The following is a 13,891-nucleotide window of genomic DNA, read 5'->3' as shown; positions in this document are numbered from 1 at the left end:
CAGGAGGTAGGGGGCGCAGGATGCCAACGCTGAGGGGAGTTCGCTATGACGTGTGTCTGGCGTGGGTCTCACAAGCAGCCACGAACAACCCCCTCTCCCTCTGGGAGAGGGTTGGGGTGAGGGGAAGGGCAGACCGCATTGTGTCGGATAGCCCTCACCCCCGGCCCCTCTCCCAAGGGAGAGGGGTGAACAGCAATGGAGTCTATTATGAGCCGCACCCCCGACACCTGGATTCTCACCGCCCATTGCCCGAGCGTGCTCGGCACCGTGGATGCGGTAACCCGCTTTCTGTTCGAGCAGCGCTGCTACGTCACCGAGCATCACAGCTTCGATGACCGGCTGTCCTCACGCTTCTTCATCCGTGTCGAGTTCCGTCAGCCGCAGGATTTCGACGAGGCCGCCTTTCGCGCTGGCGTTGCCGAGCGTCTGGCACCCTTCGACATGCAGGTCGAGCTGACCCCGCCGGGCTACCGCGCCAAGGTGGTGCTGATGGTGTCCAAGGCCGACCACTGCCTGCATGACTTGCTGTATCGCCAGCGCATCGGCCAGTTGGCCATGGACGTGGTGGCGGTGGTGTCCAACCACCCGGATCTGGAACCGCTGGCGCGCTGGCACGGCATTCCCTACCACCATTTCCCGCTCGATCCGGCCGACAAGCCGGCGCAAGAGCGCAAGGTGCTGCAGGTGATCGAGGACACCGGCGCGGAGCTGGTGGTGCTCGCCCGCTACATGCAGGTGCTGTCGCCCGAGCTGTGTCGCCGGCTGGACGGCTGGGCGATCAATATCCACCACTCGCTGCTGCCCGGTTTCAAGGGCGCCAAGCCCTACCACCAGGCCTACCAGAAGGGCGTCAAGTTGGTCGGTGCCACGGCGCACTACATCAACAACGACCTCGACGAGGGGCCGATCATCGCCCAGGGCGTGGAGGCGGTGGATCACGCGCATTACCCGGAGGACCTGATCGCCAAGGGCCGCGATATCGAATGTCTGACCCTGGCCCGCGCCGTCGGCTACCACATCGACCGCCGTGTGTTCCTCAATGCCAACCGCACTGTGGTGCTCAACGCCTGAACACGAGGCTACCTGGCTGTAGGGTGGGTCGGGCGGCGCTCCGCTTCAGCCCACAGGCTTTTTCGGTAGGCTAAAGTGGAAGGCCGCCCGGCCCACCCTAGAGAAGGAGTCGCAACGTAAAACGCTATTTGGTGGGCTAAAGCCCACCCTACGGTAACAACGGTGCCATTTGTAGGGTGGGCTTTAGCCCACCAGGCGCAACGGAAGAACGTAATTGGTGGGCTAAGGCGGATCGCCGCTCGGCCCACCCTACGGAAACCGCCCTGCCAGGCTTTACCGGCGGTTTCCGGCAACAGATGCAACAAGCTCCAGTGCAAGGTCGCGCGGCCCGTCGGTCGCGTCTTGTGTCCACAACAAGAAAGGAGAGTTACGCATGTCTGGTAATCGTGGTGTGGTTTATCTCGGTACGGGCAAGGTCGAAGTGCAGAAGATCGACTACCCGAAAATGCAGGATCCGCGCGGCAAGAAGATCGAGCACGGGGTCATCCTGAAAGTCGTTTCCACCAATATCTGTGGCTCCGACCAGCACATGGTGCGTGGCCGTACCACCGCACAGGTCGGCCTGGTGCTGGGCCACGAGATCACCGGTGAGGTGATCGAGAAGGGCCGCGATGTCGAGCGTCTGCAGATCGGCGATCTGGTTTCCGTGCCCTTCAACGTCGCCTGCGGCCGCTGCCGCAGCTGCAAGGAACAGCACACCGGCGTCTGCCTGACCGTCAACCCAGCGCGTGCCGGTGGCGCCTACGGCTACGTCGACATGGGCGACTGGACCGGCGGTCAGGCCGAATACGTGCTGGTGCCCTACGCCGACTTCAATCTGCTCAAGCTGCCGGACCGCGACAAGGCCATGGAGAAGATCCGTGACCTGACCTGCCTGTCCGACATTCTGCCCACCGGTTACCACGGTGCGGTCACTGCGGGCGTTGGCCCGGGCAGCACCGTCTACGTCGCCGGTGCCGGCCCGGTCGGTCTGGCCGCCGCCGCTTCGGCGCGTCTGCTCGGCGCCGCCGTGGTCATAGTCGGCGACGTCAACCCGGTGCGCCTGGCCCATGCCAAGGCGGTGGGCTTCGAGATCGCCGACCTGTCCAAGGACACGCCGCTGCATGAGCAGATCGCCGAGCTGCTCGGCGAGCCGGAAGTCGATTGCGCCATCGACTGCGTGGGCTTCGAGGCCCGCGGTCACGGCCATGACGGCGCGCAGCACGAGGCCCCGGCCACCGTGCTCAACTCGCTGATGCAGGTCACCCGCGTGGCCGGCAAGATCGGTATTCCCGGCCTCTACGTCACCGAAGACCCGGGCGCGGTGGACGCGGCGGCGAAGATCGGCGCTCTGAGCATCCGCTTCGGCCTCGGCTGGGCCAAGTCGCACAGCTTCCACACCGGCCAGACCCCGGTGATGAAGTACAACCGCGCGCTGATGCAGGCCATCATGTGGGATCGCATCAACATCGCCGAGGTGGTCGGTGTGCAGGTCATCAGCCTGGACGATGCGCCGCGTGGCTACGGCGAGTTCGATGCCGGCGTGCCGAAGAAATTCGTCATCGACCCGCATAAGACCTTCAGTGCGGCGTGACGTCGTGACCTGGGCTTAGTCCCAGGCCGCTACCTTTCACGACAAAGGCGCAGTTGTTGGCGTCGTCTTTCGGGAGCCCGCAGGCTAATGCTGATCAGATAAGTTCGTCACCACCCCCTCCTACTTGCAGTAGAGGGGGCGCTTTTCGTAGGAGCCAGCTTGCTGGCGATGCTTTTTATGGCGGATCGCCGGCAAGCCGGCTCCTGCAAAGATCGAGTGCAACGGCTTAACTGACTGGCATTAGCCTGCGGGCTCCCATTTTCTGTTACGTGCAATCACTGCCACTCGGCACGGATTTGCGCGATGCGCGCGTCCTTCTCCTGCCAGAGTTGAGTGACCCAGTCCTGCATGTACTGGCGAAATACCGGGTCGTTCTGGTAGTCGCCCTGCCACAGTTCGGCAGCCAGGTTGCGCGTCTGGATATCGACGGTCACCTTGCCCACTTGGCCGCTGAGCAAGGCCCAGAAGCCAGGGGGATTGCCCTCGGGATAGACCAACGTAACGTCCAGCACGGCGTCGATCTGCTCACCCAATGTAGCGAGTACGAAGGCCACACCGCCGGCTTTGGGCTTGAGCAGGTAGCGGTAGGGTGATTGTTGCTGAGCCTGCTTGGCGGGTGTGAAGCGAGTGCCTTCGAGGAAGTTGACCACGGTCACCGGCAAGCGCTTGAACTTCTCGCAGGCGGCCTTGGTGATCTCCAGATCCTTGCCCTTCATGTGCGGGTTCTTGTCGAGGAAGGCCTTGGAGTAACGCTTCATGAAGGGGTAATCGAGCGCCCAGAAGGCCAGGCCGAGAAAGGGCACCCAGATCAGTTGCTGCTTGAGGAAGAACTTGAAGTAGGGCGTCCTGCGGTTGAAGGCCTGCACCAGGGCGGGAATATCGACCCAGGACTGGTGATTGCTGATCACCAGGTAGGAGCGGTCTCTGCGCAGCTCGGCGTTGCCGCGGATGTCCCAGTGTGTCGGCGTCAGCAGGGCGAAGATGCGTTTGCAGTTCTCCGCCCAAAATTCGGCCACCCACATCACCCCGCGCGAGCAGGCATCGCGCGCCGCCTGGCCCGGCAGGACGAACTTGGCCAGGGCGATCAGCAGCAGTGGGCCGATCAGCAGCAGGGTGTTACCCAGCAGCAGAATGACATTGAGTAGACCGATCAACAGGGGGCGCATGGCAACTCCTTGGCAGGCGTGGACGCCGCATCATAAGCACCTGTTGGGTGTGGCTCAAAATCGTCACCAGTGGCCTATGGCCATTTTTTGTCAAAGCCCTGATGCGGGTCAGTGTGAAAAAACAGGGAATTATCCGACAATGACAAGGCCCAGCTCCCGGACTCCCTCGCCAACCCGTTCTGGATGATGTCGATGTTGAAACGCATTGCGGTGGCCGATCTGCGGATCGGTATGTACATCCAGGAGTTTTGCGGATCATGGATGGATCACCCCTTCTGGAAGTCCAAGTTCATGCTCAGCTCGGAAAAGGATCTGGCCCGCATTCACAGCAGTGCGATCACCGAGCTGTGGATCGATGTCGGCAAGGGGGCTGATGTAGCCCCAGGTGTGCAGGCCACGACCGAAGAAGAGGCCGAATGCGAGGCCGAAGCGCGGCTGCTGGCCGCCATCGAGCCGCCCAAGGTCAAAGCCCTGTCGATGGAGCAGGAGCTGGAACAGGCCGTCAAACTCTGCGCGCGTTCCCGGCAGGCGGTCATGGAGATGTTTAACGATGCGCGCATGGGGCAGGCGCTGCAGTTCGAGCAGGCCGAGGCCCTGGTCGAGGAGATTTCCGAATCGGTTCTGCGTCATCCCAACGTGCTGATCAGCCTGGCGCGGCTCAAGCACAGCAACGAATACACCTACATGCACTCGGTTGCCGTATGCGCGCTGATGATCGCGCTGGCGCGCAAGCTCGGCTTGCCCGACGATGCCGTGCGTGAGGCCGGGCTGGCCGGGCTGCTGCATGACATCGGCAAGATGGCCGTCCCGCAGGAGCTGCTGGACAAGCCCGGCAAGCTTACCGACACCGAGTTCGCCAAGGTGCGCAAGCACCCGGAGGAAGGCGGCAGCATTCTGCTGGCGAGCAAACAGATCAGCGCGCTGGTGCTCGACGTATGCCTGCATCACCACGAAAAGGTCGACGGCAGTGGCTATCCTCACCGTCTGCAGGGTGACCAGATCAGCCTGATGGCGAAGATGGGCGCGGTCTGCGACGTGTATGACGCCATCACCTCGAACCGTCCCTACAAGCAGGGCTGGGACCCGGCCGAGTCGATCCGCAAGATGGCCGAGTGGAAGGGGCACTTCGACGAGGCCGTGTTCCAGGCCTTCGTCAAAACGGTTGGCATCTACCCGGTCGGCGCGCTGGTGCGCCTGCAGAGCGGGCGTCTGGCGGTGGTCATGGAGCAGAATCCCAAGGCGCTGCTGGCGCCCAGGGTCAAGGTGTTCTTCTCGACCAAGTCGCGCTTGCCGCTGCCGCAAAGCATCGTCGACCTGAGCAAGATTACCGACCAGGACCGTATCGTCGGGCGCGAGTCGGCCGAAGAGTGGGGGTTCGAGCGGCTCGACGAGTTGTGGAGTGGGATGGATCTGGAGGGGCGCGGCCGCTGAGACTGTGCTGCAAAAGCCATCTGTCGTCACTCCCGCTATGGCGTGAGCCCAGATGCTTTGCAGGTTTTGGATACCCGCTGCGCGGGCATGACGATTTTTTCAGTGTTTCCCTGACGGCGTGCGGGTGAGGCTGGGCGAGGCTTCGCCGTGGTCGCTGATGAAGTGCGCTCGCTGTCCAATCGCACCCAGGACTCGACCCAGGAAATCGCCCAGACCGTGGACAACCTGCAGCGCGTGGTTGGACAGTCGGTCACCCTGATGGAAGAAGCCTGCAGCCAGGCCGACGGCGACATCGGCAGCGTGCTGGCCATGGGTGATGAACTGCAGAACATCGTCGACTCGGTGCAGCGCGTCAGCGACCGACTGGCGCAGATCGCCACGGCTGCCGAGCAGCAGGCGGCCACCGCCGATGAGGTCAGTGGCAATATCCAGCAGGTCGATCAGGCCGCCGGACAACTGCTCGATGGCGCCCAGGCCGTGAGCAGCGCTGCCGAGCAACTGCGCCTAGGCAGCGAAAGGGCTGGCGCAGAATACCGGGCGCTTCACCCTCGGCTGAAACCAGGGAAAGATTGCAGAGGTCGTCATGATCCACGCAGGCGGGCACCCGGAATATCCGGGTTGCTGTCGCCGATAAACGGCTTGTAGAACATTACCGGGCTGACCTGGCTGGCCAACTCTGCTAAAAACACTGCAAACAACGCGGAGCCCCCAGCATGAAAACGGTTGCCGAACTGCTCAGAACCAAGTCCAACACCTTTCTCTACAGCGTCGACGCGGACGACTCCCTGCTCGATGGGCTGCGCATCATGGCGGAAAAGGGCGTTGGTGCGCTCGTGGTGCTCTCCGGCGGACGTATGGTCGGCATCGTCAGCGAGCGCGATTACGTGCGCAAGGCGGCACTGGCCGACCGCTCGATGCTGGATGCCAAGGTCAACACGATCATGACCCGTGAGGTGATCAGCGTCAGCCCGCGTGACAATCTGCAATATTGCATGCAACTGATGACCGAGCGTCGCCTGCGTCACCTGCCGGTGCTGGCCGAGGGCGAACTGATTGGCCTGCTGTCCATCGGTGACCTGGTCAAGGAAACCATTGCCGAACAGGCCGACCTGATCCGTCAGCTGGAGCAGTACATCCGCGGCGAGATTCCCTGAGCGCGTAGCCCAATGCAATCCGGGAAGTCGTCCGTTCACTCCCCCGGATTCCATCCGTATATGGACTCCTCCCGTTTTGCCAGTTGCGTAGGGCGGGTGCAACCCGCCAACCACCCCTGACGGGCTGCCCCAGTCCTACGCTATCGCCCGCTTGATGCATGATCCGGCCCCCGGCAGTCTGCCGCTGTTGCCCAACAGGTGCAGGACGCCCGATGCCGCAGATACTCGTAGACGAAGACTAAGCCGCGATTGCCGATACGCTGGTCTATGCCCTGCAGGCTGAAGGCTTCGTCACGCACTGGTCGAGCCTGGGCGGCGAGGCGCTGACGCTGCTGGAAAATGGCGCCTTCGACCAGGCCATTCTCGACGTCGGCCTGCCCGATATCAGCGGCTTCGAAGTGTGCAAGCGCCTGCGTCTCTTCTCCGAACTACCGGTGATCTTCCTCACCGCGCGCAGCGAGGAGATCGACCGCGTGGTGGGTCTGGAAATCGGCGCCGACGACTACGTGGTCAAACCCTTCAGCCCGCGTGAGGTCGCCGCCAGGGTCAAGGCCATCCTCAAACGCGTGGCGCCGCGTGAAGCACCAGCAGCCAGCGCGCCGAGAACCTTTCAGATCGATGATGCCGCCTTTCGCATTCACTACCATGGCCAGGCCCTGAGCCTGACCCGCCACGAATTTCGCCTGCTGCGCACGCTGCTCGGCCAGCCACGCCGGGTCTATGCGCGCGAGCAATTGCTCGATGCCCTCGGCGTGGCCAGTGAGGCCGGCTACGAGCGCAACATCGACAGCCATATCAAGAGTGTGCGCGCCAAACTGCGCGCCATCGCCCCGCGCGAAGAGGCGATCCAGATGCATCGCGGCCTGGGCTACAGTTTCGAAGCGGGGGGCCTGAGTCATGCCACTTGGCGTACGCATCGTCCTCGTCTACTTCCTCTTCGTCGGCCTGGCCGGCTGGTTCGTGCTGAGCACGGTGATGGACGAGATTCGCCCGGTGTACGCCAGAGCACCGAGGAGGCGCTGGTCGACACCGCCAACCTGCTGGCCGAGATCCTGCGTGACGAGGTCAAGGCCGGCACCCTCGGCGAGGGCCGCCTGAACGACGCACTGGAGGCCTATGGCCGGCGCCAGCCCAGGCCAGCATCTGGGGGCTGACCAAGGCCGAGGTCAACCACCGCATCTACGTCACCGACGCCCAGGGCATCGTCCTGCTCGACTCCACTGGCCTGGCGGTCGGCCAGGATTATTCGCGCTGGAACGATGTGCTGCTGACCCTGCGCGGCCAGTACGGCGCCCGCTCGACCCGCGAAGACCCGGACGATCCCGACTCTTCGGTGATGTATGTCGCCGCACCTATCAGGGATGGCGAGCAGATCATTGGCGTGGTCTCGGTGGCCAAACCCAACCGCACCCTGCAGCCCTATATCGAGCGCTCGCAAACGCGTCTTGGCTGGCTCGGTGCCGGGTTGATCGGCCTTGGCCTGTTGATTGGCGCGGGGCTGTCCTGGTGGCTCAGCGCCGCACTGGGCAAGCTCACTCGCTATGCCCAGGCGGTCAGCGAGGGGCAGCGCGCCGAGGCGCCCACTGTGCGCGGCGGCGAACTGGGGCAACTGGCCAAGGCGGTGGAGCGCATGCGCACCGAGCTGGAAGGCAAGGCCTACGTCGAGCGTTACGTGCACACCCGTGACCCACTAACTGAAAAGCCCGCTGGCCGCCATCCGCGGCGCCGCCGAACTGCTCGAAGGTGATATGCCGGTCGAGCAGCGCCAGCACTTCGTGGGCAATATCCAGCAGGAAGGCGCACGCCTGCAGAACCTGATCGAACGCCTGCTGCACCTGACCCAGGTGGAGCAACGCCAGGGGCTGGAAGAACGCGTGGCGGTGCCGCTGGCGCCACTGGTGGACGAACTGCTGCAAGCGCAACAGGCGCGTATCACTGCTGCCCATCTGCACGTTGATCGGGCAATACCGACCGGCCTCAGCCTGCGCGGCGAGCGCTTCCTGCTGCGCCAGGCACTGGCCAACCTGCTGGACAACGCCCTGGACTTCACACCACCCGACGGCCGCATCCGCATCGCCGCCGAACGCGATGGCGAGCGCATCGTCCTGCGCCTGTTCAACCAGGGCGAAGCCATCCCCGACTACGCCCTGGCACGTCTGACCGAGCGCTTCTACTCCCTGCCGCGCCCCAATGGTGGCCGCAAGAGCACCGGCCTGGGCCTGAACTTTGTGCAGGAGGTGGCCGAGCTGCATGGTGGCGAGTTGCAGATCGGTAATGTCGAAGGCGGTGTGGAAGTACGTCTGACACTACCCGCGTAGGCAGCGCTGCTGTTGCCTTGTGGGAGGGGCTTTAGCCGCGACTCGCCGCTAAAGCGCCTCCCTCAACAGCCTGAGCGTCAGCCTTTGTAGGAGCGGCTGGGCGGCACTCCGCTTCAGCCGCGAAACTTCTCGGCTGTTTAGGATGGGTAGCAACGCGACGTTCCTGTTTTCGCTGCGCTCAATCCAGGCATGGTGGACAAGCTTCGCGTTGTCCACGCCACTATGTCTTCCTTAGCGCTCAGAACAGGCCGGATATACGAATGCAACCGCGCTGACGACAGGTGCAAAGGCAAAGCTTTGCTCACTACTTGTGGGGAGAGTCCATATAAGTTGTTAGGCGGTGTAGCGCTGACGCTGTGCCCCGACTGATTGGTAATTTAGTTTCTGTACTGATTTTAGTAATTTATTCAACTTCGATAAATGTACTTGTTACAACATCGCTGGCATTGAAGCGCACTACCATAGAGCTGTGTTTCCAGTCCCAATGGCACTGACCGAGGCTATAGCGAAATTCATTAGTAGTTGAAGGTGTTGTAGCTTCTCCTAAAAGTTTATCTACCTCATGTTTTTTAAGGCCAGTTAACCGTTCATTTCGTATTAGAGATAGAGCCATCCCGCCCCGAACGCAGCCAGGGTCGTTTAACATGGATTCTTTTTTGAGCTCACTCCATAAGGTGGTGTCAAACGACTGCTCTTCTGTATGAGGCGTTGTGAAGTTTAGATATATGCTACCTATAACAATAACTAGGATAAGGGCTACGGTGATGCGAGCAATCATACTCATGCTTTGAAATAGCCTAACTATAAATAGACACCAAATGGTGCATAACCTGCGGGTGGTTTTGGTGGATAACCTTTCTGGTCATTTTCGAAATCCTTCTCTATCTCGCGGCCTGCAGCGAGGCGGTGGGGTGTTTGGCAGGTTATACACCATGTCGGATAACCGCTGGCAACTCGTATTCAGTCGTGGCGTGCTGACGCTCACGATCCTCCCGGGTATTGCTTCGCTCAGCCCTGGCTACGGTTCTCTGGCGGTGATGATCGCGGCTAAAACGGAATGCCGCCCACCCGATCCTACAGGTCGGGTTGCGGCTCGGGTGTGGGTGTTTTGTATGGCAAGCGCAGCAGTTCAACTTGCCACCAGCTCGGCAGCAAGCGGCGGACTTCGGGGCGGGCGAAGCGGTCGTCGATCAGGTAGAGCACGCCCTGGTCTTCTGGGGTGCGGATCACCCGGCCGGCGGCTTGTACGACCTTTTGCAGGCCGGGGTACAGGTAGGTGTAGTCGTAGCCGTTGCCGAACAGGGTGTCCATGCGCTGGCGGATTTCTTCGTTGATCGGGTTGAGTTGGGCCAGGCCGAGGGTGGCGACGAAGGCGCCGATCAGGCGTTCGCCGGGCAGGTCCACGCCTTCGCCGAATACACCGCCGAGAACGGCGAAGCCGATGCCGCGGCCGCCGATCTGGAAGCGCTCGATAAAGCCCTGGCGCGCCGCTTCGTCCATCTGCCGGGACTGCGTCCACACCGGGATCTGCGGGTGGTCGCAGCGCAGCTCCTGTAGCACCTGTTCCAGGTACTGGTAGCTGCTGAAGAAGGCCAGGTAGTTGCCGGGGCGTTCGGCGTATTGGCTCGCCATCAACTGGCAGATCGGCGCCAACGAGGCGTCGCGGTGCTGGTAGCGGGTCGACAGGTTGCGCACCACCTGTACGTGCAGTTGTTCGGCGCTGAACGGTGAGGCGACGTCCAGGCACTGGGTCTCTTCCGGCAGGCCGAGCAGGTCGAGGTAGTAGTGGCTGGGGCTGAGGGTGGCGGAGAACAGCGTGGCGCTGTGGGCGTCCTCGAAGCGTGGGCCGAGGAAGGGCGCCGGCAGGATATTGCGGATGCACAGGGCCGAGTAGCCGCGCCCGTTGCCGGCCTCCATGCGATTGATGTCGAACAGCGAGTGCGGGCCGAAGCTCTCCGCCAGGCGGCAGAACAGCATGGCGTCGAGATAGAAGCTGAGCAGCTCACCGCCATTGCCTTCGGGCTGGTCGGTGAGCAGGTCGGTGATGGCGCTGACCGCCTTGCCCAGCGCGGCAAGCAGCAAGTCCGGCGCCAGCGGGTAGACCTGATAGGGCACCTCTTGCTCGCGGTGCAGTTGATCCCAGTGGCGGTCGACCCGTTCCAGCACGCTTTTCAGACGCTTCGGCGCATCGCGGCACATGGCCTTGAAGCGCGCCTGATCCAGCTCGGCGCTGTACATGCCGCGTCCGCGCTCCACCAGGTTGTGCGCTTCGTCCACCAGCAGGCAGACGCGCCACTGGTTGATCAGGGTGAGGCTGTGCAGCAGGGCGCCGAGGTCGAAGTAGTAGTTGTAGTCGCCCACCACCACGTCGCTCCAGCGGCACAGCTCCTGGCTCAGGTAGTAGGGGCATACGCCATGGGCGATGGCGATATTGCGCACCGCCTGCTGATCCAGCCAGCGTTCCTTCAGCGCCGCGCTGCGCGCTGCCGGCAGGCGGTCGTAGAAGCCCTTGGCCAATGGGCAGGAGTCGCCATGGCAGGCTTTGCTTGGGTGTTCGCAGGCCTTGTCGCGGGCTACGTGTTCCAGCACGCGTAGCGGCGTGTCGGGTTCGCGCAGGCGTTGCAGGGCATCCAGTGCCAGGCGCCGGCCTGGCGTCTTGGCGCTGAGGAAGAACAGGCGGTCGAGCTGCTGGCCAGGCATGGCCTTGAGCTGCGGGAACAGGGTGCCGAGGGTTTTGCCGATGCCGGTGGTGGCCTGCGCCAGCAGGTAGTGGCCGTCGCGCGCGGCGCGGTACACGGCTTCTGCCAGTTGCCGTTGGCCATGGCGAAATTCGCCGTAGGGGAACTCCAGCGCGTCCAATGCCTGATTGCGTGCTTGCTGATGCGCCTGCTCCTGCCGCGCCCATTCGATGTAACGGCGGCAGTGCAGGGCGAAGAACTCGCCCAGCGAGGCCGCGCTGTGGCGTTCGCGGAACACCGTTTCCTGCTGGGTCATGACGTTGAAGTAGACAACCGCCAGATCCAGTTCCTCGAAGCCCAGCTCCTGGCACAGCAGCCAGCCGTAGATCTTCACCTGCGCCCAGTGCAGCAGGCGGTGGTTGGCCGGGATGCGCGAGATGTCGCCGCGATGGGTCTTGATTTCTTCCAGCAGGCGAAACTCGGGGTCGAAGCCATCGGCGCGGCCGCTGACCGTCAGCCCCTCGAACTCGCCGATCAGTGGCAGCTCGGAGACGTAATCCGGGCCGCGCCGGGCAACCACGGTGGCGTGCCCGGCCATGCCTTCCTGCGCGGTGGGCGAGGGGGTGAAGCGCAGGTCGAGGTCACCTTCCTTGGCGGTGAACTCGCACAGCTCGCGCACGGCGATACGCAGGCTCAATCGCTCCACTCCACGTAGCACACGCTGACTGGCATGCCGTGTTCGGCGCAGAAGGCCAGCCAGCGTTTCTGGTTGTCCTGCAGGCGGTCGCCCGGGCCTTTCACCTCGATCATTCGGTAGCGGCCCTCGGCCGGCCAGAACTGGATCAGGTCGGGCATGCCGGCGCGGTTTTCGCGGATATCGGCCAGCAGGCGGCGAAACCAGGCGCCCAGGTGCGCCGGTGGCAGGCAGGCCAGCGCCTGCTCCAGTCGTTCGGTATCGAGCAGTTCCCAGAACACGAAGGGCGACTGAATGCCGAACTTCTCGGCGTGCGTGCGGCGCATGGCCTCGATGTAGCTGCCGTCCTCCAGGCGCGCCAGGCAGGCGCTGAACAGCTCGCTGCGACGGGCGTGAAAGTCGGCGCGGTGCAGATCCACCGGGCCGGTGTGGAAGGGGTGGAAGAAGGCGCCAGGCAGCGGGGCGAAGATCGCCTCCCAGCAGAGCAGGCCGAACAGCCCGCAGATCAGCGTGTTCTCCACGTAATGCACGGGTGCATCGGGTTCTGCCAAGTGCATGGCCACAGCCAGCTCGACGCTGGCAGCTCGCGGCAGGCGCAGGTCGAGGCGATCCTCGATCAGCTTCGCTGCCTTGGTCGCAGCTGGTAGGCCGAGGCGTTTGCGCAGGCGTGTGCGCGCCCTTTCGGCCAGTTGCGCCTCTTCGGCGTTGTGCGGCGCTGCGATCACCTGTTCGGCCAGGGCCAGCGCCTCGGCATCTTGGCTCAGGCGTTCCAGCACGCGGATCTGCCGTTGTCGCGAACCTACTGCGCGGGTGTCGCGGTATAGCGCCAGCGCCGAGTCCAGCTCGCCAGCGCGCTCCAGATGCTGAGCCAATTGCAGCAGCAGGCGCTGGTGGCGTTCGCCGATATGCGGGCTGTCGCTGGAGAAATCGCCAAGGTGCTGCAGAACCTCGGTCACCGGCATGCCGACCTCGAAGGCCTCGCGGCAGGCGCGCAGGTGCAGGTAGTCGTCCACATCCTGGCGGCTGCGAAAACCGCGCGAACCTGGGGTGATCGGCACCTGTTCGTAACGGAAGATGCCCAGGTCGGCGAGCACGAATTCCGACCAGTCCTGCGCCAGGTTGCCGAAGAACATCAGGCGCAGGCGGTCACACAGTGGCCCGATGGCCAGGCTCAGCAGGCGCTCGTCCAGATTTGGGCACCAGTCCGCCAGGCTGCGGGGTTCGCTGTGCAATTCGCGCAGATGGTCGAGCACTTCGCTTTTCTTCAGGTTGCCGCGTGGCAGATCGCTGGCGAAATGCGCAGCCAGTTCGTCCTTGAGCAGCAGGGCGCCGAGTTCGTCGAAGTTCAGGGCGGCGCAGTCGATCAGCCAGCCCCGTTGCAGCAGCGGTGCGGCAGCGCTCGGTATATCGCCGATCTCGGCGTAGCGCAGTTTACTCACGCGAAAGTGCACGCCCTTGCGCATCACCAGGCGCACCAGCAGCGCCTGGGCGGGTAGGGGCAGCTGAGGGAAATCCGCAACGAAGGCGCGTTCGGCGTCGTCCATCAGGTCAACGTGATGGGCGTCGAGCCAGGCAAGCGCCTTGCGAAAGTTGGCCAGGTAATAGAGTTCGGGGGCATCGAGGTTGAGCATGGACGAAGTTTCACTGGTTTTTTATACAGATGCCAGTGCCGCCGAGCTGCTGGATGACAAATCGGCTTACAGCGCTCCCGCATTCTCCACACAATCTCCACGTGCGCCCCACACGCCTCCCATCATCGCTGCCCAGACTCTGCCGTACTTTCACTCGCTACGGAGAGCCGTACCC

Annotated in this window: 8 protein-coding genes and 3 pseudogenes; 7 read left to right on the top strand and 4 right to left on the bottom strand. The window is 63.3% G+C overall.

The annotated features are described in order from the left end of the window. Positions 1–207 precede the first annotated feature (207 nt). Together purU and fdhA are read left to right on the top strand one after the other, a co-directional pair. Positions 208–1,071 carry a formyltetrahydrofolate deformylase gene (purU, locus tag DBO86_RS08010; protein ID WP_074855402.1) on the top strand — a complete coding sequence of 288 codons (864 nt, stop codon included), beginning with the start codon at positions 208–210 and terminating at the stop codon, positions 1,069–1,071. A 373-nt stretch (positions 1,072–1,444) separates the two neighbouring features. Beyond that, positions 1,445–2,644, top strand: a complete 1,200-nt coding sequence (gene fdhA, locus DBO86_RS08005) for a formaldehyde dehydrogenase, glutathione-independent (protein ID WP_074855403.1) — start codon at positions 1,445–1,447, stop codon at positions 2,642–2,644. A 275-nt stretch (positions 2,645–2,919) separates the two neighbouring features. Here the strand turns inward: fdhA and DBO86_RS08000 are convergent, their stop codons facing one another. Beyond that, a complete protein-coding gene (locus tag DBO86_RS08000; protein WP_084341200.1) occupies positions 2,920–3,810 on the bottom strand; it encodes an acyltransferase in 891 nt (296 codons plus the stop codon). 192 nt (positions 3,811–4,002) lie between these two features. Here DBO86_RS08000 and DBO86_RS07995 point away from each other — a divergent pair, with 192 nt between their 5' ends. The 5 genes and pseudogenes from DBO86_RS07995 (at position 4,003) to creC (ending at position 8,713) form a co-directional block, all read left to right on the top strand. Further along, positions 4,003–5,241, top strand: a complete 1,239-nt coding sequence (locus DBO86_RS07995) for an HD-GYP domain-containing protein (RefSeq protein WP_074855405.1) — start codon at positions 4,003–4,005, stop codon at positions 5,239–5,241. A 117-nt stretch (positions 5,242–5,358) separates the two neighbouring features. Continuing rightward, positions 5,359–5,797 (top strand): annotated as a pseudogene (locus tag DBO86_RS07990) (methyl-accepting chemotaxis protein); the annotation flags it as partial. A gap of 157 nt (positions 5,798–5,954) precedes the next feature. Continuing rightward, complete coding sequence (locus tag DBO86_RS07985; RefSeq protein WP_003463876.1) at positions 5,955–6,395, top strand: CBS domain-containing protein; 441 nt, start codon at positions 5,955–5,957, stop codon at positions 6,393–6,395. Positions 6,396–6,643: 248 nt separating this feature from the next. Further along, positions 6,644–7,273, top strand: a pseudogene (gene creB / locus DBO86_RS07980) (two-component system response regulator CreB); the annotation flags it as partial. 19 nt (positions 7,274–7,292) lie between these two features. Beyond that, positions 7,293–8,713: pseudogene (creC, locus tag DBO86_RS07975) on the top strand (two-component system sensor histidine kinase CreC). Between the two features lie 403 nt (positions 8,714–9,116). On the opposite strand, the gene DBO86_RS25805 reads toward creC, so the two are convergent. The 3 genes from DBO86_RS25805 to DBO86_RS07965 all read right to left on the bottom strand — a co-directional run bounded on the left by DBO86_RS25805 (position 9,117) and on the right by DBO86_RS07965 (position 13,716). Further along, positions 9,117–9,497: a hypothetical protein gene (locus tag DBO86_RS25805; RefSeq protein WP_125874017.1), complete on the bottom strand. Its 381-nt coding sequence runs from the start codon at positions 9,495–9,497 to the stop codon at positions 9,117–9,119. A gap of 290 nt (positions 9,498–9,787) precedes the next feature. Further along, positions 9,788–12,088 (bottom strand): ATP-dependent DNA helicase, encoded by a 2,301-nt coding sequence (locus tag DBO86_RS07970; protein WP_108233420.1) that lies wholly within the window; start codon positions 12,086–12,088, stop codon positions 9,788–9,790. Beyond that, positions 12,085–13,716, bottom strand: a complete 1,632-nt coding sequence (locus DBO86_RS07965; protein WP_108233419.1) for a VRR-NUC domain-containing protein — start codon at positions 13,714–13,716, stop codon at positions 12,085–12,087. The genes DBO86_RS07970 and DBO86_RS07965 overlap by 4 nt, the downstream gene beginning before the upstream one ends. Positions 13,717–13,891 lie beyond the last annotated feature (175 nt).

This window comes from Ectopseudomonas oleovorans (assembly GCF_003052605.1).
Classification (GTDB): domain Bacteria; phylum Pseudomonadota; class Gammaproteobacteria; order Pseudomonadales; family Pseudomonadaceae; genus Aquipseudomonas; species Aquipseudomonas oleovorans_A.
This window is presented reverse-complemented; position numbering and strand designations above follow the sequence as displayed.